At 71.9% G+C, this 22,565-nt stretch carries 23 protein-coding genes; 16 read left to right on the top strand and 7 right to left on the bottom strand.

Going from position 1 to position 22,565, the window contains the following annotated elements; translation table 11 throughout:
• Both VET29_RS06580 and VET29_RS06575 read right to left on the bottom strand, forming a co-directional pair.
• The coding region (locus VET29_RS06580; RefSeq protein WP_324915967.1) for an SDR family oxidoreductase at positions 1-608 on the bottom strand (608 nt) is incomplete at its 3' end.
• Complete coding sequence (locus tag VET29_RS06575; RefSeq protein ID WP_324915963.1) at positions 605-1,582, bottom strand: hypothetical protein; 978 nt, start codon at positions 1,580-1,582, stop codon at positions 605-607. The genes VET29_RS06580 and VET29_RS06575, both read right to left, overlap by 4 nt.
• 39 nt (positions 1,583-1,621) lie before the next feature.
• Here VET29_RS06575 and VET29_RS06570 point away from each other — a divergent pair, with 39 nt between their 5' ends.
• Positions 1,622-2,602 (top strand): ATP-dependent DNA ligase, encoded by a 981-nt coding sequence (locus tag VET29_RS06570; RefSeq protein ID WP_324915959.1) that lies wholly within the window; start codon positions 1,622-1,624, stop codon positions 2,600-2,602.
• Between the two features lie 13 nt (positions 2,603-2,615).
• On the opposite strand, the gene VET29_RS06565 is transcribed toward VET29_RS06570, so the two are convergent.
• The 3 genes from VET29_RS06565 to VET29_RS06555 are packed head-to-tail and all read right to left on the bottom strand — an operon-like array spanning position 2,616 to position 4,858.
• Entirely contained in the window at positions 2,616-3,197 is a 582-nt protein-coding gene (locus tag VET29_RS06565; RefSeq protein WP_324915955.1) for an FMN reductase, read from the bottom strand.
• On the bottom strand, positions 3,194-4,279 hold the full coding sequence (locus VET29_RS06560) for an LLM class flavin-dependent oxidoreductase (RefSeq protein WP_324915951.1): 1,086 nt from the start codon (positions 4,277-4,279) through the stop codon (positions 3,194-3,196). Before VET29_RS06560 ends, VET29_RS06565 begins: the two co-directional genes overlap by 4 nt.
• A 30-nt stretch (positions 4,280-4,309) precedes the next feature.
• Positions 4,310-4,858 (bottom strand): phosphatase PAP2 family protein, encoded by a 549-nt coding sequence (locus VET29_RS06555; RefSeq protein WP_324915947.1) that lies wholly within the window; start codon positions 4,856-4,858, stop codon positions 4,310-4,312.
• 151 nt (positions 4,859-5,009) lie between these two features.
• Between VET29_RS06555 and VET29_RS06550 the strand changes: the two genes are divergently transcribed.
• Entirely contained in the window at positions 5,010-5,687 is a 678-nt protein-coding gene (locus VET29_RS06550) for an ABC transporter ATP-binding protein (RefSeq protein WP_324915943.1), read from the top strand.
• Positions 5,684-7,903 carry an FtsX-like permease family protein gene (locus VET29_RS06545; RefSeq protein WP_324915938.1) on the top strand — a complete coding sequence of 740 codons (2,220 nt, stop codon included), beginning with the start codon at positions 5,684-5,686 and terminating at the stop codon, positions 7,901-7,903. The genes VET29_RS06550 and VET29_RS06545 overlap by 4 nt, the downstream gene beginning before the upstream one ends.
• 146 nt (positions 7,904-8,049) lie before the next feature.
• Here the strand turns inward: VET29_RS06545 and VET29_RS06540 are convergent, their stop codons facing one another.
• Positions 8,050-8,340 (bottom strand): hypothetical protein, encoded by a 291-nt coding sequence (locus VET29_RS06540; protein WP_324915935.1) that lies wholly within the window; start codon positions 8,338-8,340, stop codon positions 8,050-8,052.
• Between the two features lie 279 nt (positions 8,341-8,619).
• Here VET29_RS06540 and VET29_RS06535 point away from each other — a divergent pair, with 279 nt between their 5' ends.
• From VET29_RS06535 to VET29_RS06490, 10 genes are all read left to right on the top strand, one after another.
• On the top strand, positions 8,620-9,660 hold the full coding sequence (locus VET29_RS06535; protein ID WP_324915931.1) for a BMP family ABC transporter substrate-binding protein: 1,041 nt from the start codon (positions 8,620-8,622) through the stop codon (positions 9,658-9,660).
• Positions 9,641-11,146 carry an ABC transporter ATP-binding protein gene (locus VET29_RS06530; protein ID WP_324915928.1) on the top strand — a complete coding sequence of 502 codons (1,506 nt, stop codon included), beginning with the start codon at positions 9,641-9,643 and terminating at the stop codon, positions 11,144-11,146. Before VET29_RS06535 ends, VET29_RS06530 begins: the two co-directional genes overlap by 20 nt.
• Positions 11,143-12,132, top strand: coding sequence for an ABC transporter permease (locus VET29_RS06525; protein ID WP_324915926.1), 990 nt, complete (start codon positions 11,143-11,145; stop codon positions 12,130-12,132). The genes VET29_RS06530 and VET29_RS06525 overlap by 4 nt, the downstream gene beginning before the upstream one ends.
• Before the next feature lie 93 nt (positions 12,133-12,225).
• Positions 12,226-13,098 carry an ABC transporter permease gene (locus tag VET29_RS06520; RefSeq protein WP_324915924.1) on the top strand — a complete coding sequence of 291 codons (873 nt, stop codon included), beginning with the start codon at positions 12,226-12,228 and terminating at the stop codon, positions 13,096-13,098.
• Complete coding sequence (locus VET29_RS06515) at positions 13,095-13,820, top strand: purine-nucleoside phosphorylase (RefSeq protein ID WP_324915920.1); 726 nt, start codon at positions 13,095-13,097, stop codon at positions 13,818-13,820. The genes VET29_RS06520 and VET29_RS06515 overlap by 4 nt, the downstream gene beginning before the upstream one ends.
• The gene (locus VET29_RS06510) at positions 13,817-14,974 is read left to right on the top strand and encodes an acyl-CoA dehydrogenase family protein (protein WP_324915915.1); all 1,158 of its coding nucleotides are present in this window, start codon (positions 13,817-13,819) and stop codon (positions 14,972-14,974) included. Before VET29_RS06515 ends, VET29_RS06510 begins: the two co-directional genes overlap by 4 nt.
• Positions 14,974-15,954, top strand: coding sequence for a methylthioribose-1-phosphate isomerase (locus VET29_RS06505; protein WP_324915910.1), 981 nt, complete (start codon positions 14,974-14,976; stop codon positions 15,952-15,954). The genes VET29_RS06510 and VET29_RS06505 overlap by 1 nt, the downstream gene beginning before the upstream one ends.
• The gene (gene mtnC, locus VET29_RS06500; RefSeq protein WP_324915906.1) at positions 15,951-16,646 is read left to right on the top strand and encodes an acireductone synthase; all 696 of its coding nucleotides are present in this window, start codon (positions 15,951-15,953) and stop codon (positions 16,644-16,646) included. Before VET29_RS06505 ends, mtnC begins: the two co-directional genes overlap by 4 nt.
• Positions 16,643-17,230 (top strand): methylthioribulose 1-phosphate dehydratase, encoded by a 588-nt coding sequence (mtnB, locus tag VET29_RS06495; protein ID WP_324915903.1) that lies wholly within the window; start codon positions 16,643-16,645, stop codon positions 17,228-17,230. Before mtnC ends, mtnB begins: the two co-directional genes overlap by 4 nt.
• Complete coding sequence (locus VET29_RS06490) at positions 17,230-17,829, top strand: cupin (protein WP_324915901.1); 600 nt, start codon at positions 17,230-17,232, stop codon at positions 17,827-17,829. Before mtnB ends, VET29_RS06490 begins: the two co-directional genes overlap by 1 nt.
• Here the strand turns inward: VET29_RS06490 and VET29_RS06485 are convergent.
• Complete coding sequence (locus tag VET29_RS06485; protein WP_324915898.1) at positions 17,789-18,520, bottom strand: ABC transporter permease; 732 nt, start codon at positions 18,518-18,520, stop codon at positions 17,789-17,791. The two genes, VET29_RS06490 and VET29_RS06485, sit on opposite strands and share 41 nt — an antisense overlap.
• A gap of 57 nt (positions 18,521-18,577) precedes the next feature.
• Here VET29_RS06485 and VET29_RS06480 point away from each other — a divergent pair, with 57 nt between their 5' ends.
• The 3 genes from VET29_RS06480 to VET29_RS06470 all read left to right on the top strand — a co-directional run.
• Positions 18,578-19,084 carry a MarR family transcriptional regulator gene (locus VET29_RS06480; protein WP_324915896.1) on the top strand — a complete coding sequence of 169 codons (507 nt, stop codon included), beginning with the start codon at positions 18,578-18,580 and terminating at the stop codon, positions 19,082-19,084.
• Between the two features lie 79 nt (positions 19,085-19,163).
• On the top strand, positions 19,164-21,233 hold the full coding sequence (locus tag VET29_RS06475; RefSeq protein WP_324915894.1) for a DUF6351 family protein: 2,070 nt from the start codon (positions 19,164-19,166) through the stop codon (positions 21,231-21,233).
• Positions 21,234-21,484: 251 nt separating this feature from the next.
• Positions 21,485-22,565 (top strand): NAD(P)/FAD-dependent oxidoreductase (locus VET29_RS06470; protein WP_324915892.1); only part of this gene is annotated, 1,081 nt, incomplete at its 3' end.

The following is a 22,565-nucleotide window of genomic DNA, read 5'->3' as shown; positions in this document are numbered from 1 at the left end:
GGTTCCGCAGCCGTCGTTCCATTGGCCTGCGGGACTCCGGACTCCATCGTCGCCGTCATGTCGGTCGCGGCGTTGCCGATGTCGATCTGCCCGCACGCGATGTTGAACCGGCGGCCGTCGAGTGCCGTCGACTTGGTCAGGCCCGTGATCGCGTGCTTCGAGGCCGTGTACGGCGCGGAGTGCGGCCGCGGGGCGTGGGCGGAGATCGAGCCGTTGTTGATGATCCGGCCGCCTCTCGGGTCCTGTGTGGACATCAGGCGGAACGCCGCCTGTGCGCACCAGAACGTGCCGGTCAGGTTCGTGTCCACGACCGCCTGCCAGTCCGCCGGGTCGACCTCCGCCAACGAGGTGCCCCGGTCGGAGATTCCCGCGTTGTTGACCAGTAGGTCCAGGCGGTCGAACTCGGTCCGGACCTCGTCGAACAGGGCCGTCACCGAGTCGCGGGAACGCACGTCCGTGACGATCGCCGTGCCGTCGATCTCCGCCGCCACCGCCTCCAGCGACGACGGGGTCCGGCCGGCCACCACCACGTGGTAGCGCTCGGCCAGCCGGACCGCCATGGCTCTGCCCAGGCCGCTGCCGCCGCCCGTGACGACCGCGACCTTCACGCTAGTTTGCGTGGGCCGATGAACGCCGCCAGTGCCGCCAGCACGTAACCCGCCGCGGTGCCGTAGGCGCCGATGCCGAGCAGGGAGAGGCCGGCGTCGCCGATCAGGTCCTTCAGCGCGTAGAAGTGCACGCCGGCGCAGCCCAGCAGGATCAGTCCGCCGATGATCCGGAACGTCGACATGGCCATCTTCAGCATGACGATCACCACGACCAGCACCACCGCCGCGATGACGCCGAGAATGATCTCCTGCCGCGAGAAGTGCATGCCGCCGCCGGAGAGCGGGTTCCAGCCGAACTTCACCGCCAGCGCCGCCACACCGGCGAACGCCAGCACGGCCCAGATGACCTTCATGACCACCGACTCGAGCACGGCGACCAGCGACAGCAGGATGCCGAGCACCGCCAGCGGGTAGCTGAACAGGGCCACGTACGCGGCGCTGAACCCACCGCCGTTGACGGAATCCTTCGCCGCCTCCCAGATCTTCGGCAGCGCGGCCGAGTCGCCGCCCGCCGTCAGCCACGGGAGCACGGTGAGGCTGAGCACCTGGACGATGATGCCCAGGATGCCGAAGACGAAGCCGAGACCGGGTCTGAACCCGCCGCCGCCCCCGCGGTCCGGCTCGGGGTCCCACGACCGCTCCGGCCTCTCCGGCGCGGCCGGGCGCTGGGGCGTCTGCCGCTGGGGTGCCGGCCGCTGGCCGTAGCTGCGGTCGCGTTCGAACGTGTCGTCGTAGGGTTCGTAACCCTGGCCCTGGCCCGCGCCGTAGCCCTGACCGGCGCCGTAGTTCGCGCGCTGCTCGTACTCGTGGTCGGCGCCCGGGCCGGGGCCGTAGTCGGGACCGGGGCCCTGGCCGGGCTCCGGCCCGTAGCCCTGGTCGGGGTAGCCGCGTTGCGGGTATCCCTGCCGGTACCCGCCCTGTGGGTGCTGCGGTGGGTACCTGTCGTCTCGGTGCGGTCCTCCTGGTCGGGACATGCGGGCACCGTACCCGCCAGACGGCTACAGTCCCACCCCATGGGCTCGGCGAAAAGCACGGAGTCGCGGGCGGACGTGCCGCTGACGAACCTCGACGCGCCGCTGTTCGACGGCGCGGACGCGACGAAGCGGGACCTCGTCGACTACCTCGACGCCGTGCACACCCGGCTGCTGCCACAGCTCGCCGACCGGCCGCTGTCGGTCGTGCGCGTGCGCGCCGGCCAGGAGCCGTTCATGCAGAAGAACGTGCCGAAGTACGCGCCGGACTGGCTGCGGACCTACACCTACTGGGCGGAGTCCTCCCAGCGTGAGGTGCACTACGCGCTGTGCGACGACCGCCGCTCGCTGATGTGGTTCGCCAACCAGCGTGCCGTCGAGTACCACGTGACACTGTCGCGGGTGCCCGCCCTGGACCGGGCCACCCACCTGGTCCTGGACCTCGACCCGCCGGAGGGCTCGGACTCGTTCGCCGCCGCCGTCCAGGGTGCGCTGCTGGTGCGCGAGGCACTGACCGGCCTCGGCCTCTCCGGCGTGGTCAAGACGAGTGGCGCCAAGGGCGTGCACGTGATCGTGCCGATCTTGACGGACATCGAGATGCCGGACATGGCCGCGGCCACCCGGGCCATCGCCGCCCGCGCCGAGCGCGTCGATCCGGACGTCGCCACGACCGCCTACATCAAGGCCGACCGTGGCGGGAAGGTGTTCATCGACTCCACCCGGGCCGGCGGGGCGACCGTGGCCGCGGTCTACAGCCCACGCGTCCGGCCCGGCGCCACCGTGTCGTTCCCGGTTTCGTGGGACGACCTGGAGAACGTGACCGCGCGCGACTTCACCGTCCGCAACGCCGCGGAGCTGCTCGGCGAGGGCGACCCGTGGGCGGACGCGTTGCCGGCGCCGCAGCGGCTGCCGGCCGACCTCGTCGCCGAGGGGCACGAGATCCCGGTCGCCCGTGTCGCCGCCATGCACGAGGGCAAGCGCCGCAAACGAGCCGCCGAACGCGTCGCGAAGGACACGCCCTGACCGGTACTGCGGGTCAGGGCTTCTTCCGGAGCGCGGCCAGCTGCTCCCCGAACGGGACCAGCTCCTCCTCCTTGTGCGGCACGGGCGTGCGCAGCATCAGGTCGCTCAGCTCGCCGGCCGCGCGATCGATCCGCCCGGCCAGCTCGCCGTCCGCCCAGTCCGCCGACGCCGCGTAGACGGCCGTCGGCACGACCACCGCGTGCAGGTAGGCGAACATCGGCCGCAGTGCGTGTTCCAGCGCCAGCGAGTGCCGGGCCGTGCCGCCGGTGGCCGCGAGCAGGACCGGCTTGCCGGTCAGCGCGTCGAAGCCGACCAGGTCGAAGAACGACTTGAACAGGCCACTGTAGGAGGCGGTGAAGATCGGGGTGGCGGCGATCAGGCCGTCCGCCTCCTCGACCGCCGCCAGCGCCTCACCGAGCGCTGGTGACGGGAAGCCCGTCACCATGTGGTTCGCGATGTCGACCGCCAGCTCCCGCAGCTCGACGACCCGCGTCGAGACGTCGGTCCGCGCGGCGACCGAGGCCGCTAGGCGGTCGGCCAGCAGGCGGGTCGACGACGGTTGTGTCAGGCCCGCCGAGACCACCACCAGCTTCATGCCGTCACCTTCTCGTGAGCCGACGCGACGAGCAACTCGTGCGTCGGCGCCTCGGCCACCCCGGGCGCCCGCCGCGCCGCGAACTCCCTGCGCAGCACCGGGACGATCTCACCAAGGAGGTCCAGCTGCTCCAGCACCGTCTTGAGCGGCAGACCCGCGTGGTCCATCAGGAACAGTTGGCGCTGGTAGTCGCCGAAGTGCTCGCGGAACGTCAGCGTCCGGTCGATCACCTGCTGCGGCGAGCCGACCGTCAGCGGCGTCTGCTCGGTGAAGTCCTCCAGCGACGGGCCGTGCCCGTACACCGGCGCGTTGTCGAAGTACGGCCGGAACTCGTTCACCGCGTCCTGCGAGTTCTTCCGCATGAACACCTGGCCGCCGAGCCCGACGTACGCCTGCTCCGGCGTCCCGTGCCCGTAGTGGGCGAACCGCTCCCGGTACAGGCTGATCAGCCGCTGGAAGTGGGATGCCGGCCAGAAGATGTGGTTCGCGAAGAAACCGTCGCCGTAGTAGGCGGCCTGCTCCGCGATCTCCGGGCTGCGGATCGAGCCGTGCCAGACGAACGGGGGAACGCCGTCGAGCGGCCGCGGCGTGGACGTGAAGCCCTGCAGCGGCGTGCGGAACCGGCCCTCCCAGTCGACGACGTCGTTGCGCCACAGCTCGTGGAGCAGCGCGTAGTTCTCGATCGCCAGCGGGATGCCCTGCCGGATGTCCTGGCCGAACCAGGGGTACACGGGGCCCGTGTTGCCGCGGCCCATCATGAGGTCCACCCGGCCGTCGGCGAGGTGCTGGAGCATCGCGAAGTCCTCGGCGATCTTCACCGGGTCGTTCGTGGTGATCAGCGTCGTCGCGGTGGACAGGATCAGGCGCTCGGTCCGCGCGGCGATGTAGCCGAGCATGGTCGTCGGCGAGGACGGCACGAACGGCGGGTTGTGGTGCTCGCCGGTCGCGAACACGTCGAGCCCGACCTCCTCGGCCTTGAGCGCGATCGTGACCATGGCCTTGATCCGCTCCCGCTCACTCGGCGTCACGCCGGTGGTCGGGTCGGTGGTGACGTCCCCGACGGAGAAGATCCCGAACTGCATCACGCTCATCCTCCCGAAGTAGTTGCAAACTCAACTACCTTCGTCAACGGTACCCGATGACCGGCTATTCCCGCGTGCCAGGGTGACCCACGCCGCGACCCACACCACGCCGATCAGCCAGCCGGCCAGTACGTCCGACGGCCAGTGCACGCCGAGGTAGACCCGGCTGAGCCCCACCAGGAACACCAGCAACGCGCCGACCGCCGTGACGACCACGCGCCACAGCCCGTGGCGCCCCCGGGTCGCGAGCACGGTGAGCAACCCGAGTACCACCATCGAGTTGAGGCTGTGCCCGGACGGGAACGACCAGCTGTCGATCCGCACCAGGTGCTCGTCCAGCGGCGGCCGCGGCCGGGTGAACAGCAGCTTGAGGAGCGGTCCGAGCAGGAACACGCCGGCCGAGGCCCCGATGACGAGCAGCATCTCGCGCCGCCGGCCGTGCCAGGCGAGCCACCCGGCGGCGACCAGCGCGACGAGGATCAGCGACGGGGTGCTGCCGAACCGGCTCGCGTTGACCATGACCTCGGTCAACGCGCCGTTCCGGTGCCCGATCACCCAGTCCCTTATCGCGTCGTCCACACGTCAACCGTAGGTGGCCGATCGGCCAGTCGCGGGTCGGCCGATCGGCCGGTGTGCGCCGGCCGGTCATGGCCATCTGCCCGACGTGCTCGACCGGTCACTCCCGGCAGGGTTCTCACCGTCAGAACACAGGGATTCGGAAAGGACGGACATGACATCGCTGCTGTCCGGTCGAGGACTGGTGAAGCACTACGGCGACGCGTACGCGCTCGCCGGGGTGGACATCGACATCGCGGCCGGGGAGGTGCTCGCGATCGTCGGTCCGTCCGGGTCGGGCAAGACGTCGCTGCTGCACGTGCTCGCCGGCATCCTCAAGGCCGACCAGGGGGCGATCACCCTCGGCACGCAACGGATCGACCAGCTGAGCGAGACCAGGCGCAGCGAGCTGCGGCGCACCGAGTTCGGGTTCGTGTTCCAGTCGGGCATGCTCGTGGCCGAGCTGACCGCGGAGGAGAACGTCGCGCTGCCGCTGCTGCTCGGCGGCCGGGACCGGAACATGGCCGTGTCGACCGCGCGGAACTGGCTCGGCCGCGTCGGGCTGGCCGGCAAGGAGACGCGGCGGCCGGGTGAGCTGTCCGGCGGCGAGGCTCAGCGGGTCGCGATCGCGCGGTCCATCGCCCACCGGCCGAAGGTGATCTTCGCCGACGAGCCGACCGGCGCGCTCGACACGAAGACCGGGCACGCGACGATCGAGACGCTGATGGGCGCGGCGCGGGAGACCGGGGCCGCGCTGGTCATCGTGACCCACGACCGGGACATCGCCGCGATGGTGCCGCGCACGGTCGCGATCAGGGACGGCCGGATCGAGCACTCGGCGGTCGCGGCGTGAACTCGTTCCAACTCGCCGTCCGGGTGCTGCGGGTCGACCGCCGCACGCAGGTGTCCACCACGCTGACCGCACTGGGGGTCGCGGTGGCCACGGGGCTCGTCCTGTTGCTGGTGAGCCTTCCCTTCGCCACCCAGGCGAGGGCCGAGCGCGTGCTGTGGCAGGACCCGCACCCGACCTACGCCGACATGTCCGACTCGGCCGGCACCGACCCTGACGCGACCCTCGAGATCGTGACCAGCACGGACGAGGTCGACGGCAAGGTCATCACGCGCGTCGACGTGGCGCCGCTGAGCGCCGCGGCGGCGAAGGACCTGCCGCCGGGGATCGACCGGATCCCGGGACCGGGCGAGATGCTGCAGTCGCCGGAGCTGGCGCAGCTGGCGTCGAGCAGGCCGGCCGCCGAGCTGGCGGACCGGTTCGGCGCGAAGCCCGTCGGGCTGCTCGGCGAGGGCGCGCTGATGTTCCCGGAGCAGCTGGTGGCGCTGGTCGGGCACACGCCGGACACGATGCCGGCCAACAAGCTCCAGCAGGCGCGTCTCGGCGACGGCTCGGCGGAGCCCGACGAGCTGCTGTCGCTGCTCGCCGGGGTCGGCGTGGTCGTGCTGCTGGTGCCGAGCCTCGTGCTGGTGGCGTCCGCGTCCCGGCTGACCGCCGCGCGGCGGGAGCGCCGCCTGGCCGCGCTGCGGCTCGCGGGTGCGACGCCGATGCAGGTAACGGCGATGGTCGCGGCGGAGACCGGACTGGCGGCCGTGGCGGGCGCGGTCGTCGGCGTGGCGATGAGCCCGGTGCTGCACGCCGCGGCGACGTGGGTGTCGTGGGATGGCGGCACCTGGCTGGCACACGACTTCGTGCTGCCGTGGTACGTGACCGTGCTGGTGGCGCTGGTGGTGCCGGTGCTGGTGGTCGGCGCCGCGGTCTTCGGACTGCGGCGGGTGGTGAACACGCCGCTCATGGCGGTCGGCGGGCACACCCGCAAGCCGCTGAGCGTGGTGCGGCTGGCGGCCGTGCCGGTGGCGGTCGGGTTCTTCTTCTGGATGCTGATGACGGTGAACCAGACCGACTCGATGTTGCCGGTGCTCGTGGCGCTCGGGCTGCTGATGTGGTCGCCGACCGTGGTGGGACCGTGGGTGACGTCGGCACTCGGTGGGGTGTTCACGAAGGTGTGGCGCAAGCCGGCGGTACTGCTGGCCGGCCGGCGGCTGCGGGACGACCCGAAGTCGGCGTACCGCGCGTCGGCGGGGGTGGTGCTCGCGGTGTTCGCCGGGTCGATGGCGCTGACGCTGATGCCGTCGCTGGAGGGGGAGTCGGGGTACCGCAGCCCGTACCGGGAGAGCGTGCTGTACCTGGCTTCGGACGAGGAGCAGGCGCCCGCGGTGGTCGAGGCGGCGAACGAGAAGCTGGCGCGGTACGGCCTTGCCGAGCGCGCGGCGACGGTGGGGTTCGTGTCCGTTCGGCAGGGGTCCACCGACCTGACCGGGTACGTGGTTTCCTGCGCGAACGCGCAGGTGCTGCTGCCGGTGCGGGTCTCGTGCGTCGACCACCCGGCGATCTACGCGCCGTCGGGGTCGTCGGTGGAGGTGTACTCCTACGACGGCGAGGACGAGCGGCAGGAGCCGCTCGCCGGGAAGCCCGTGGCGTCGCGGGATCTGCCGATGGTGCTGATCGACCCGTCACTGGTGCCCGCCGGCGCGTCACTGTCCGGTGTGGACGTCGCGATGCCGGCGTCGAACGCGTCGAGGGAGACCGCGCGGACGGCGTTCCTCGCGGCGTCCGGCGGCGCGCAGGTGATCAGCAAGGAGATGATGCTCGGTGACCAGAACGTCCAGTTGGCTGACCTCCGCCGGGTGACGGTGATCGGCCTGGTGACGGCGTCGCTGCTGGGCGGCCTGAGCGCGGCCATCTCGACGGCGGGGTCGGTCCTGGACCGGCGCAAGACGTTCGGTGCGCTGATGGCGGCGGGCACGCCGGTCCGGACGCTCGCCAGGGCACTGCGCGCGGAGGCGGCGTTGCCGGCCCTGGTGGCCACGATCGGCGCGGGGGCGCTGGGCACGGTCGTCGGGGTCGGGCTGTTCGGACTGGTGTCCAAGAGCGCGCCGGTACTGAGCCCGTGGCTGGCGGCCCCGGTGGTCCTGGGAGCCCTGGTCGCGTTGCTGGCGGCGTCGGTATGCACGCCGGCCCTCAACCGCGTACGAGCGGAGCCACTGGCCGACGAGTGACCCGCGAGTCCCGCGTTCAAACACCCCGAGTCCCGCGTTCGCACACCCCGAGTTGCGGTTTCGTGCACACAAGACCTGCACGAAACCGCGACTCGGTATGGCTGAACGCGGGACTCGCGGGGTTTGGGTCGGCGGGGAGGAGTTGGTCAGTGACGCTGGCGGTCGGCGAGCTCCGACTGCATGCGGACCAGGATGGCGTGGGCGTCGACGACCTCGCCGCGTAGCAGGAGGTCCGCGGCCAGGCGGACGCCGTCACACTGCGGGCGGACGCGGCAGCTGTCACCGAGGGCGGCTGTTCTGGCCAGCGCGGTGCGGAGGTCGTCGGCAAGGGCGATGGCGTTCGGCGTGCCGTCGGTCGTCAGCTGGGCGAGCACCTTGTCCACCCCCGCGAACAACTCGTGTCCGGCGCGCGGCCGGATGTCCGGTGTGGCCAACACCCGCGGTCCTGGTATGGGTGTTGATCTTGGTACGGCCTCGGTCGCCATACGGTCCTCCTCGTCTTTGAGGTCTGCCCTCCAGTTCCCTCGGCAGGATGGAGCCAAACCTGAAGTAATTCCAACGGGTGACGGCCCACTTGCGACAGTCCGGTCACGCGAATCCCCACCGACCCGCCAGTGAACTTCAGGCCTGTCCCAAGTGTTGGGCGAGGTAGTCAAATGGTGGACGCCGTGCATACGGTTGCTCCGGTCGGGTGACACGCGAAAGGGGACATGCGCATGAGAGCGCGTGAGGTGATCTTGCTACTGGCCGCCGGCGTGCTGGCAGCCGGGTGCAATGCGGCGGCGTCGAAGTCGCCCGGCGCCGGTGACACCGGGGACGCCGGCGGCCCGTCGATCGTGCTGGTCACGCCCAACCCGGTCGGCGTGAACGACTTCCTCAAGCTCGCCGTCAAAGGCGTCGAGGACGCGGCAGCCGCGCACCACGGCACCCAGCGGGTCTACCAGAGCACCGACCCGGCATCCATACAGCAGAACGTCGCGGCCGCGGTCCGGGACAAGCCCGACGTGATCGTCGCCGTCGGGTTCAACTTCGCGGACGTGCTCGCGCAGCAGGCCGAGCAGCACCCGGACCAGCAGTTCCTCTTCGTCGACTCGTGCACCGAGAAGCCGTTCGAGAACGTGACGTGCGCGGTGTTCCGGGAGCACGAGGGCGTCTTTCTCGCCGGCGCCGAGGCCGGGCTGCTCACGAGGACCGGCAAGGTCGGCGCGGTCGTCGCCGTCGACGCGCCCCAGTTCCACCGCTACTCGGACCCGTTCGGGTTGGGCGCGCGGAAGGTGCGGCCGGACGCGGCGCTCTCGCCGCTGTTCATCGGCGGCGCCAATCCGTTCAACGATCCGGGTCGCGCCAAGGAGTTGACCGCGACGCTCGCCGGTCAGGGCGTCGACTACGTGATGGGCGCGGCCTCCGCGTCCGGCAACCTCGGCGTGTTCGAGGCCGCCAAGGAGCACCACGTCTTCGCGTTCGGCGTCGACGCCAACCAGTGCCCCGCCTCGCCCGGTGTCGTGGTCGACAACGTGATCAAGCGCACCGACGTGGTGATCACCGACGGGGTGACCGCGATACTCGACGGCAAGCGGGGCAAGACCCGGTCGTACGGGGTCAAGGAGGAGGGCATCTCCCTCACCGGCCTGCAGCCGGACGTCGGCAAGTCGCAGTGCGTCATAGCCGACCACCCGGACGTGCTCACCCAGGTGGGCAAGCTGCGTGACGAGATCAGCGCGGGAACCCTCACGGTCGATGACCCAGCGGCAGCCTGACGCGGTCGCGCTTCGAGGGATCGTCAAGCGGTTCCCCGGCGTGCTGGCCAACGACCACGTCGACCTGACCGTCGCGCCGGGGGAGATCCACGCGCTGATGGGCGAGAACGGCGCCGGCAAGTCGACGCTGATGTCGATCCTCTATGGACTGTCCCGGCCGGATGCCGGGACGGTCGAGCTGGCCGGGCGGCCGGTGGCGTTCGGCTCGGCGGCGGCCGCCATCGAGGCGGGGATCGGGATGGTGCAGCAGGGGTTCGCGCTGTTCGACACGCTGTCGGTGACCGACAACGTGATCTTCGGCGCCGAGCCGAGGCGGCACGGGCTGCTGGACCGGCGGGCGGCCCGGACGGCGGTCGGCGCCCTCGTCGAGCGGCATGGTCTGCGACTGTCACCCACCGACCGGGTGGGTGACCTGCCGGTGGGGCTCCGCCAGCAGGTCGAGATCCTGAAGCTGCTGTACCGGCAGGCGAACGTGCTCATCCTCGACGAGCCGACCGCCGTCCTGACGCCCGCGGAGACGGATCGGCTGTTCGACGTGCTGCGTGGGCTGGCCGCCGAGGGCCGCACGATCCTGTTCGTGTCGCACAAACTGCACGAGGTGCTCGCGTTGAGCGACAACGTCACCGTACTGCGGGACGGCCGCGTCACCCTTTCCTGCGCGACGGCGGACACGGACCGTGGCGCGCTGGCCGCCGCCATGACCGGCCGGGCCGTGGAACTGGACAGGATCTACCCGGTCGGGGCACCCGGTGAGGTCGTGTTGTCCGCCCAGGGGCTGACCATCCGGGGGCACCCGGCGCTGGACGACGTGTCGCTGGAGGTGCGTGCCGGCGAGGTCGTCGGCATCGCGGGCGTGGCGGGCAACGGGCAGACCGAGCTGGTCGCCGCGATCGCCGGACTCCGTCCCCTCGACGCGGGGACCGTGACGCTGGGCGGTCGTGACCTCGGCGGGCTGCCGGTGCGGGAGCGGCGGGCGGCCGGGCTCGCGCACCTCCCGGAGGACCGCGCGGAGGTCGGCAGCGCGCCCGGCGCAACGCTCGCGAACAACCTGGCGACGGGGTTCCAGCGGCGGCTGGCCCGGCGCGGGTTCCTGCGTCCGCGCGCGATCAGGGCACATGGTTCCGGGATCGTCGAGGAGTACGGCGTGCGTGCGGCCGGGGTCGACGCGCCGATGCGGACGCTGTCCGGCGGCAACCAGCAGAAGGCGATCCTCGGCCGCGAGCTGGCGCACGACGCGCCGGTGCTGCTGGTCGAGCAGCCGACGCGGGGCGTGGACATCGGCGCGATCGCCCAGATCCACCGGCGGATCATCTCGTACCGGGACGCCGGGCACGCCGTGCTGCTGGTGTCGGCGGAGCTGTCGGAGATCCGCGCGCTGGCCGACCGGGTGCTCGTGATGTACGAGGGGCGGATCGTCGCCTCGTTCGGCAAGGACGAGGCGACGAACGAGGCGCTGGGGCTGGCGATGGCCGGAGGCGCCCGGTGAGAACGGTTCTCGTCACCCTGTTGGGTGCGCTGGTGCTGGGGGCGGTGCTACTGGCCGCGACCGGCGCGAACCCGCTCGAGGCGTACGGGGCGATCGTGACCGGGGCGTTCGGTCCGGACGGCATCCAGGACACGCTCGCCTACGCGGTGCCGGTGGTGGGCATGGCGACCGCGCTGGCGGTCCCGCTGCGTGCCGGCATGGTGAACCTGGGCGGCGAGGGTCAGTTGGTGCTGGGCGCGATCAGCGCGATCGTGGTGGGGTCGCACGTGCCGGGCGTGCTCGGCATCGTCGCGGCGCTGGTCGCCGGGGCCGCGGCCGGCGCGCTGTACGCGACGGTGGCGGCGGTGTGCGAGACCCGGTTGGGCGTCCCACTCCTGGTGTCGACGCTGCTGCTCAGTTACCCCGCGATGTCGTTCGCGGCGTACCTGGTGCGCTTCCCGATGCGCGACGCCGGGTCGAGCCTGCCGCAGAGCGAGCAGCTGCCGCCGGACGTGCGGCTGCCGGCGCTGGGGTCGGTCACGGTCGGCGTGTTCCTGGTCGTGGCGGCGGTGGCCGTGTTCGCGGTGGTCGACGCGCGGACGCCGGCGGGCTTCGAGGCGCGGGTCACGGGTTGGGGACCGCGGTTCGCGGCGTACGCGGGGATCGAGCGGCCGGGGCTGACGGTGCGGCTGCTGGCCTGCTCGGGTGGGCTGGCGGGGTTGGTGGGGGCGGTGGTGGTGCTGGGGTTCCCGTACCGGTTCATCGACGGGGCGCTGATCACGCCGCAGTACACGTGGATCGGGTTGCTGGCGGCGTTGCTGGCGGCCGCGAACCCGCTGGGGACTTTGGTGGCGGCGGTGTTCTTCGCGGCGTTGACGAGCGGCGGCTTCGCGATGGAACGCGCGACCCAGGTGCCGAGGGAGCTGACGGCGGTGCTCCAGGCCGTGCTGATCATCTTCCTCGCCGCGGCGACGGGCGTGCTCCGCAAGAGGAGGAACCCGGCGTGACACCGCGATGTGCACGAAACCGCAACTCGGTGTGGGTGAACGCGGGACTCGCTATGTGTGAACGCGGGACTCGCGGGGTGGGGAGGGGGAGTCGTGGTTGATGCCGCGTTGTTCGCGTCGGCGCTGGGGGCGCTTGCGCCGATTTTGTTCGCCGCGCTCGCGGGGGCGCTGTGCCAGCGGGCAGGGGTGTTCAACATCTCGCTCGAGGGCACGATGCTCGTCGGGGCGTTCGCGGGGGTTGCCGGGTCCTGGTATGTCGGTAGTGCCTGGGTTGGGGTTGTTCTCGCCGTGGTTGCCGCGACGGGGTACTCGCTCATCCTCGCCGTCGGGCATGTCTCGTTCGGCGGCGACGCCATCGTGCTCGGGGTCGCCATCAACCTGCTCGCCGTCGGGCTCACCAGCTTTCTCATCCGGACCGTCTTCGGCACCCGTGGCACCTTCAGCGATCCGGCCCTCCAGGGGCTGCCCGACCTGGATCTGGGCGGTATCCCGGTCCTCTCCGGCCACTCCCTCCTCGTGTACCTCTCCTGGCTGGCCGTGCCCGGCCTCGCCGTGCTGCTCTACCGCCATCCCTGGGGGCTTCGCCTGCGTGGTGTCGGCGAACGCCCCGACGCCGCCGCCAGCCTCGGGGTCAGCGTCACCCGCTACCGCTACGGCGTCATCCTCGCCGCGGGCGCCCTCTGCGGCCTCGCCGGCGCACAGCTGGCCCTCGGCAACGTCACCCTCTTCTCCGAGAACATGACCGCCGGCCGCGGCTGGATCGCCGTCGTCGCCGTGATGCTCGGGCGGGCGCTGCCGTACGGCGTCCTCGCCGCCGCCGTTCTCTTCGGGCTCGCCGAGGCGTTCGGGTTCCGGCTCCAGGGCATCGGGCTGCCCCAGCAGGCCACCGACGCCGCCCCCTACGTCGTCACCCTCCTCGCGCTCTTCCTCTCCAGCGCGCGACTCCGCGGAAGGACGCCGACATGACCCTGCCCATCACGAAGATCCCCCGCACCGGCCTGCCGGGTCACGCGTTGGTGGTCGGCGATCCGGAACGCGCCACGGCGGTCGCCACCCTGCTCGCCGACGCCGTGCTCGTCGGCCAGAACCGGGAGTACCGCAGCTACCAGGGCACGTGGCACGGCGTGCCGGTCGTCGTCTCGTCGCACGGGGTCGGTGGGCCGGGTGCGCTCTGCCAGTTCCGCGAGCTGGCCGAGGCCGGCGTGCACACCTTCATCCGCTTCGGCACCGCCGGTTCGCTCAGGACCGGCATCGTCGACGGCGACCTCGTCATCGCGGAGGCCGCCGTGCGCGACGACGGCGTCACCCAGCAGCTGGTGCATCCCGAGTACCCGGCCTTCGCCACGCCGGAGGCGGTCCTCGCGCTGACCGCCGCGGCCACCGCCCACGGGGCGCGCTTCCACCGCGGCGTCGTCTGGACCCGTGCCGCGTTCAGCCCCATGGTCCGTGAGCTGCCCATGCGGGAGTACCTGGCCGCCGGCGTCAGCGCCATCGAGATGGAGCTGTCCACCCTGCTCGTCTTCGCCGCGCTCGCCGAGTTACGCGCCGGTGGGGTGGTCGTCGTCGACGGTGACGCTACCGTCGACAACACCGACCCGACCTCGTACGACCCGCATCGCGACGTCGTCGTCGACGCGGTGGCCAGAGGGAGCGTGGTCGCCCTCGACGCATTGGTGGCGCTGACATGAACTGGCGGGAGAAGACCGACGAGCTCGTCGAAACCCTGCGCGCCGACGCGGCCGAGCGAGATCTCGCCGGCGCCGAGCCGGCCCGCGAGGTCGAGCTGCTCAAGGACTCCGGACTGCTGACGCTCCTCATCCCGGCCGAACGCGGCGGCACGGGCGAGAGCTGGCTCACCGCCAACGCCGTCACCCGCGTCGTGGCGGCCGCCGACGCCAACGTGGGTCACCTGCTCGGCTACCACTACCTGCAGCTCTGGCGCGGCGAGCTGTTCGACCGGCCCGGCCTCGTCGAGCGGATCCAGCGGGAAACCGTGGCGGGCAACCACTTCTGGGCCGGCATCAGCAACCCGCTGGACGCGGCGCTCGAGCTGACCCCGACCGGCGGCGGCTTCCTGGTCAACGGCCGCAAGACGTTCGCCACCGGCGCCGCGGTCGCCGACCGGCTCGTCGTCTCCGCGACCCGGACCGAGGACGACGAGAAGCTCACGTTCGTCATCGACGCCCGCGCCGAGGGCATCGAGTACCTGCACGACTGGGACAACATCGGGCAGCGGCTGACCGCCAGCGGCGGCGTAGTGTTCACCGACGCGTTCCTGCCGGCGGACGACGTGCTCGGACCGATGCCGGAGCACGACGTGCCGCGCCTGTCGCTGGCCGCGATCTCCTTCCAGCTGTTCCTCACCCAGATCTACGTCGGCATCGCGGAGGGCGCGCTCATCGAGGCGGCCGACTACACCCGCCACCGCGGCCGGCCGTGGTTCCTCTCCGGGGTGGACAGGGCGGTCGACGACCCGCATGTCGTCGCCGGCTACGGCGAGCTGGTCTCACAGGTCCGGGCCGCCGCCGCGCTGACCGACGAGGCCGCCCGCGCGCTCGGCGACGCGTTCGACCAGGGCGACGGCCTTTCCGCGGCCGACCGGGCCGAGGCGGCGGTCGCGATCTCCGCCGCGAAGGTGGTGGCGACCCGGGTGGTCAACGAGACCACGTCGAAGGCGTTCGAGTTCGTCGGCGCCCGGGGCACGGCCAGCAGGTACGCCTTCGACCGCTTCTGGCGCAACGCACGCACGCTCACCCTGCACGATCCCGTGGTGTACAAGGCACGCGAGGTCGGCGCGCACTTCCTCACCGGCGAACGGCCGCCGTACACGGGGTACACGTGATGAGCCCGGTCCTCGCCGACAGCGTGCGGTTCACCGGCGACGGCGTCGACATCCTGGACCGCAGGGTGTTCCCGGCCGAGCGGTCGTGGGTGCGCTGCGCCTCCGTCGAGGACGTGGCGAAGGCCATCGAGGACATGGTCACCCAGTCGTCCGGGCCGTACTTCGCCGCGCTGTGGGGAATGGTGCTCGCCGCGCGCGAGGCCACGTCCCTCGGTGCGGTGCCGGCCCGCGCGTACCTGGCGCGGGCCGGGGAGCGGCTCGTCGCGACCCGGCGCACGAACAACCACCTGCGCAAGGCCGTCGCCGCCGCGCTGTCCGAAGTGGACGGACAGGCCGGTGAGGCGCTCGTCGCCGCCGTGCTGGCTGGCGCGCGGGCGGGTGAGCTGCGGTACCGGTCCCGCAGCGCCGCCCTCGGCCGGCACACCGCGGAACTGCTGCCGGACAAGGGAACCGTCCTCACCCACTGCTGGGCCGACCTGTACCTGGTCGAGCTGGTGCGGGCCGCCGAGGGCAAGGACCTCGCGTTCGTCTGCACCGAGACCCGGCCGTACCTGCAGGGCGCCCGCCTGACCGCCGAGACGCTGGCGGAGATGGGCGTCGACACCACCGTGATCACCGACGGCATGGGCGCGGCCGTGCTGTCCGGCGGCAGCGTCGACGCGCTCGTCACCGCCGCCGACCGCGTCACCATGGACGGCCACGTGGTCAACAAGATCGGCACGCTCGGGCTCGCCGTCGCGGCGCACGCGTTCGGCGTGCCGTTCCACGCGATGGTGCAGGCGCCCGACCGGCTCGCTGCCACGGCCGACGACGTGCCGATCGAGTACCGCGACGGCGCCGAGGTGCTGGACCGCCCCGGGATCCGGGGGCTCTACCCGGCCTTCGACATCACCCCGCCGCGGTTCGTGACGACCGTCGTGACCGACCGCGGCCCGTTCGCCCCCAACGACCTGGCGACGTACTACCGGGAGGTTTCGTGAATGCCGACTGGGTGGTCCTCGACATCGAGGGCACGCTCACCGCGACGAGCCAGGTGCACGTCGTGCTGTACGACTACGCGCGGCCCCGGCTCGGCCCGTGGATCGACGCACACGGCGACGATCCCGTCGTGGCGGCCGCGGTGGCGGAGGTCCGCAGGCTCGGCGACCTGCCGCCGTCCGCGGGCACGGACGAGGTGGTCGCGGTCCTGCACGGCTGGATGGACGCGGACCAGAAGATCGCGCCGCTCAAGACGTTGCAGGGGCTGATCTGGGCGAAGGGTTACGCCGACGGCGACCTCACGACCGAGCTCTTCCCCGACGTGGCGCCGACGCTGCGGCGCTGGCACGCGGGCGGGGCGCGGCTCGCGGTGTTCTCGTCCGGCTCGGTCGCCGGGCAGGTCGCGTCGTTCTCCCGCACCACCGACGGCGACCTGACCTCCTTGTTCAGCAAGCACTTCGACACGGTCAACGCGGGTCCGAAGCGGGCGGAGCCCGCGTACCGGACCATCGCGGCGGCGCTCGGCGCGCGACCATCGCGGATCGTGTTCTTCTCCGACGTACCGGCCGAGCTGGACGCCGCGCGGGCCGCCGGCTGGCGGACCGTCGGCGTGGCAAGGAAGGGCGAGCCGTTCGGGGACGCGTCCTTCGGCTCGCACCGGACGATCGGCTCGTTCGACGAGGCCGAGCCGTGAGCGTCGGTCAGGAGCTGGCCGACGAGGCCGGCCGTTACGCGTCGATGGGCTGGATGCGTGGCACGTCCGGCAACCTCTCGGTGGTGCTGGACCGCGACCCGCTGCGGCTCGCGGTCACGGCCAGTGGCCTGGACAAGGGCGAGCTGACCGCCGCCGACCACGTGGAGGTCGACGGGGCCGGCGAGCCGCTCGGTCGGGGCGTCCCGTCCGCGGAGGCCGGGCTGCACGCGCGGATCGCGGCGGTCTCGGGTGCGGGGGCGGTCGTGCACGTCCACGCGGCAGCCCCCGTGCTGGCGGCCGAACGCTGGCCGGGCGGGGTGTCGCTGCGGGACCTGGAGATGCTGAAGGGCTTCGGGCGCCTGGCACACGACGACCTCGTGACGATCCCGGTCATCCCGAACGGCCAGGACATGCGGGTGCTCGGCGACGCGTTCGAGCGTGGCCACCGCGCCGACACCCCGGCGCTGATCGTCGCACGGCACGGGATCTACGTGTGGGGCGCCGACCTGCGGCAGGCGCGGCACCGGCTGGAGTGCCTGGAGTGGCTGCTGCGGTTCATACTCGAATCGGGAAGGGGAGCGTGATGACACTGCTGACCGTGTGGGCCGACGACGACCCGGACACCGTGCTGACCCGGACCTCGGACGGGGACGCGATCGCCGACGAGCTGAAGCGGCTCGGCGTGCGCTTCGAGCGGTGGCCGGTGGTGGAGGACCTGCCGGCGCGCCCGACGTCCGACGAGGTGCTGGCCGCGTACGGGCCGTACGTGGGCCGCGTGGTCGAGAACGAGGGCTACGTGCTGGTCGACGCGTTGCACATGACGCCGGAGGACACCGAGGAGTGGCGTTCGAAGGCGGCGGAGGCCCGGCAGAGGTTCCTGAACGAGCACACGCACGACGACGACGAGGACCGGTTCTTCGCGCGTGGCGCCGGGGTGTTCTACCTGCACGTCGACGGCAGGGTGTACGCGGTGCTGTGCGAGGCGGGGGATCTGCTGAGCGTGCCGGCCAACACCACGCACTGGTTCGACATGGGCACCCGCCCCGACTACGTCGCGATCCGGTTCTTCCACGACGAGGACGGCTGGGTCGGCAACTTCACCGGCGCGCGGCTGTCCGACTCGTTCGCGGACTTCGACACCCTCAGCGCCGTAGCTTCCGGGCGGCCACCAGCTCGACCGTGACCAGTACCGCGACGGCCTCGATCGCCAGCAGCGCGACGAGGACGAGCAGCTGAGTCGCGCCCGCCTGCAGCGGTGAGCCGCCGCCGAGCAGGATGCCGACGAACGTGCCCGGCAGGGTGACCAGCCCGACCGTGCGGGTCTGGTCGAGCACGGGCACGAGTGCCTGCCCCGCGGTGGGTCTGACAATGAGACGGGTGGCGTCCGGGTCGGTGAACCCGAGCGCGAGCGCGGCCTCGTACTCGCCGTGGCGGTCGGTCAGCTCGTCGAGTGCGCGGCGGCCTGCGAGCGAGGTGGCGGTCATGGCGCCGCCGATGAGGATGCCGGCGATCGGGATGATCGCCAGCGGGTGCGCTGGCACCACGCCGGTCGCCAGCAGCAGCGCGAAGATGGGCGCCGCGCCGCCGGCGATCGAGACGGCGGCCCAGCGCCCGTGCCTGGCCCTGGTGATGCGGCGCGCGGACGTCCAGGCCGCGACGGCGAACATGAACAGCACGAACGCGGCCGTCAGCCAGCCGTTCCTCAGCACGAGGACGATGACGAAGCTGACCGCGGCGAGCTGGGCGACCGCGCGTACCGCGGCGGTGACCACCGGCCGCCAGGTCCCGATCCGACCGACCCCGACGACCGCGGCGGCGGCCGCGACCAGCAGGCCGAGTACCGCGGCGAGCTGCCACCCGAACACGACGTTCACGCCGACAAGGTGACACACGACAGGTAGTACGCGGTCGAACTTTATAGGCTGGGTGTCATGGAACCCGACCACATCGACCGGATACTCGAGCAGTGGCGGCGGGAGCGGCCGGACCTGGACCTGACGCCGATGGCGGCGTTCGGGCGGATCGGGGTGCTGGCACGGGTGCTGGTGCCGCGGTCGGAGGAGGTGTTCGCCGAGCACGGGTTACGGCAGGGCGAGTTCGACGTGCTGACCGAGCTGCGGCGGGTCGGGCCGCCCTACACCCTGATCCCGTCGGAGCTGTCGGCGATGCTGATGATGTCGCGGGCGGGCATGACCAACCGCCTGGACCGCCTGGAGGCGGCCGGTTTCGTCGAACGGACCCTCGACCCGGCCGACCGCCGGAGCTTCCGCATCACGCTCACGGACGCCGGCCGCTCGGTCATCGACGTGACGATGACCGAGCACGCCGCCAACCTCCACCGGCTCGCGGCGGGCATGGACGAGCGGGAGCTGGCCGACCTGTCCGACGGCCTGCGCAAGCTGCTGGCCTCACTGACCACCGACCGCCCACGGCCCTGAGGTGTCACACCGGGTGGCGGAGGCCGGTGGCCGCCGGATGGCGGATTGAACTCACCCCACGCGGATTAGGATTCAGCGCGTGACCCGCGCCTGTGCTGTCGCCACGGTCCTGCTCACCGCCGCCATGGCCCTGACCGGTCTGCCGGGGGTGACGGCGGCGGAACCGCGACACGACCTGACGGTCACGGTCCTGTCGAACACCAGGCCGGAGTTCGTCAGCGGTGGCGACGTCCTGGTGCGCGTCTCCCGCGACGACCGCGTGCGCGTGCAGCGCAACGGCACGGACGTCACGGCGAGCTTCGCCGCGCGGCCCGACGGCACACTGCTCGGCGTGGTGCGTGGCCTGCGCGACGGCCGCAACACGATCTCCGCGTCGGCGCGGGGCCGGCAGGCGGCCGTGCGCGTGGTGAACCACCCGATCACCGGCCCGGTGTTCTCCGGTCCGCAGCAGCGGCCGTTCTACTGCCAGACCGAGGCGTTCGGGCTCGCGCCGGCGCGGCAGCCGCTGTGCGAGGCGCCGACCGTGGTCCGCTACGCCTACCGGTCGACGTCCGGTCAGTTCAAGCCGCTGGCCGACCCGGCGAGCCGCCCGGCCGACCTCGCGACCACGACCGTCGCGGGCGTGACCGTGCCGTACGTCGTGCGGGTCGAGGTCGGCGTGATCGACCGGGCGGTGTACCAGTTCGCGGCGCTCTACGACGGCACCGCCCCGTCGCCGGTGCGGCCGGAGCCCGGCTGGAACCAGCGCCTCGTCTACAACTTCGGCGGCGGCTGCAACAGCGGCTACCGGCAGGGCACGACGAGCGGCGACGTGCTGGTGGACCTGTTCCTGTCGCAGGGCTACGCGGTCGCGTCCTCGACGTTGAACGTGCTGGACAACAACTGCAGCCCCATCATCTCCGCCGAGGCCGCGATGATGGTCAAGGAGCACTTCCTCGAGACCTACGGGCCGGCGCGGCACACGATCGGGTGGGGCGGTTCCGGCGGCGCGATCCAGCAGTACGACATCGCCGACGCCTACCCGGGCATCCTCGACGGGATCATCCCCGGCATCTCGTTCCCGGACCCGTTGACGACCACCGGCCCGGTCGTGGACTGCGGCCTGCTCAACGCGTACTTCGCGAAGGGCGGCTTCACGCCGGAGCAGCAGCGCGCGGTGTCCGGCTACAACACCTACGACACGTGCGCGTCGTGGGGCGTGACGTTCCTCAACCGGTCGTCGGCCACGGGCAGCTGCGACCCGGTCATCCCGGTCGAGACGCGCTGGGACCCGGTGACCAACCCGAACGGGCTGCGCTGCGCGGCCTCCGAGCAGTGGGTGAACCAGCTCGGCCGGGACCCGCGCACCGGGTTCGTGCGGGCGGTGCTGGACAACACGGGCGTGCAGTACGGCCTGAACGCGCTGCGGGCGGGGCAGATAACGCCCGCCCAGTTCGCCGCGCTGAACGCCGGCGTCGGCGGGTACGACTACGCGGGCCGGCCGACCCCCGGGCGGATCGTCGCGGACCCGCGCGGGCTCAACGCCGCGTACGCGAGCGACCTGGTCAACAGCGCGGGCCAGGGCCTGCGGTACACGCCGGTCATCGACCAGCGCACGTACCTGGACATGATCCCGATCGGGGACATCCACACGGCGGAGATGTCGTTCATCATGCGGGACCGCCTGCGCAGGGCGAACGGCACGGCCGCCAACCAGGTGATCATCTTCTCGTCGGCGGACCCGGCACAGGCCGGCGCGGCGGCCGCGTACCAACTGGACGCGATGGACCGGTGGCTGTCGGCCATCGACGACGACACCACCCACCGCGACCGCGCGGCGAGGACGATCGCGAACAGGCCGCGGGACCTGGCGGACGGCTGTTACGTGTCGGCGACCGAGCGGATCACCCAGCCGCTGACCTACCCGCCGGGCGGGCGCTGCGGCCAGCTGTACCCGGTGGCGTCGAACCCGCGACTGGTGGCCGGTGCGAACCTGTCGATGTCGACGGTCCGGTGCCGGCTGGCGCCACTGGACTTCCGCGACTACCCCGTGCGGTTCACCGACGCCGAGAAAGCGTTGCTACGACAGGCCTTCCCGACCGGCGTGTGCGACTACGGCCGCAGGGGCGTCAGCGAGCGCCCGGCGCGCGGGGTGTGGCAGACGTTCTAGCGTCCCGCGCCGGGAATGCGGTGATCAAGTCGGTGGATCCGGGTTTCTGCTGGCAAGGCGCCGGTTCGTCCTCGTACTGGGTCGTACTTGGGCGAACCGGCAACGCCGCCAGCGGGAAGCTGGGCCGCCGAATTAGTTGCCTGATTTCCGGCGCGGGACGCTAGTGTCCCGAGCCGGAGCCTGGCTTCGCGGGGCGGTCCGGGGGCCGGGCTCTGGTTTCGCTTTTCGCGTGGCCGGGTGACGATGGACGCATGGCACACACGCGAGTCGTGATCGTCGGAGGCGGGTTCGCCGGGTATGAGGCGGCCCGTTCGCTGAGCAAGATCGTCGCCAAGGCCGGTGACGACGTCGAGATCGTCCTGGTCAACCCGACCGACTACTTCCTCTACCTGCCGTTGCTGCCGGAGGTGGCCGCCGCCGTGATCGACCCGCGGCGGGTGACCGTGTCGCTGCCGGCCACGCTGCCGGGCGTCCGGCTCGCGCTGGGCACGGTCCACACCGTCGACCTCGACAGTCGCAAGGTCGTCTACACCGACCCGGAGGGCGAGGAGCGCTCCCTCGACTACGACCGGCTCGTGCTCGCGGCCGGCAGTGTGAACAAGCTGCTGCCCATCCCGGGCGTCACCGAGCACGCACACGGGTTCCGCGGCGTCCCGGAGGCCCTGTACCTGCGCGACCACATCGTCCGCCAGGTCGAGCTGGCCGTCGGCGCCGACGACCCGGGTGAACGGGCCGCGCGCTGCACGTTCGTGGTGGTCGGCGCCGGTTACACGGGCACCGAGATCGCCGCGCAGGGCCCGCTGTTCACGGCGGCGATCGCCGAGCGCCATCCCGAGCTGCGCGGGCAGAAGATCCGCTGGATGCTGCTCGACATCGCGCCGCGCGTGCTGCCGGAGCTGGACAGGCGTCTGTCCCGCACGGCCGACAAGGTGCTGCGCTCGCGTGCCGTCGAGGTGCGCACGGGGGACTCGGTCGAGGAGGCCAGGGCGGACGGTGTGACGCTGAAGAGCGGCGAGTTCGTGCCGAGCCGGACGCTCGTGTGGTGTGTCGGGGTGCGGCCGGACCCGCTGGTCGAGGAGACGGGCCTGGCGACACAGAAGGGCCGGCTGGTCACCGAGCCCACGCTGGTCGTGCCCGGTCATCCGGAGATCTTCGCCTGCGGTGACGCGGCGGCGGTGCCGGACCTGACCCGCCCCGGCGAGGTGACGGCGATGACCGCGCAGCACGCGACCAGGCAGGGCAAGCTCGCCGGGCACAACGTGTACGCGTCGCTGACCGGCGGGAAGATGCGGCCCTACAAGCACCACGACCTTGGCTTCGTCGTGGACCTCG

Origin of the sequence: Actinophytocola sp. (assembly GCF_035634895.1) — a bacterium.
In the GTDB taxonomy this organism is placed as follows: Bacteria; Actinomycetota; Actinomycetes; order Mycobacteriales; family Pseudonocardiaceae; genus Actinophytocola.
This window is presented reverse-complemented; position numbering and strand designations above follow the sequence as displayed.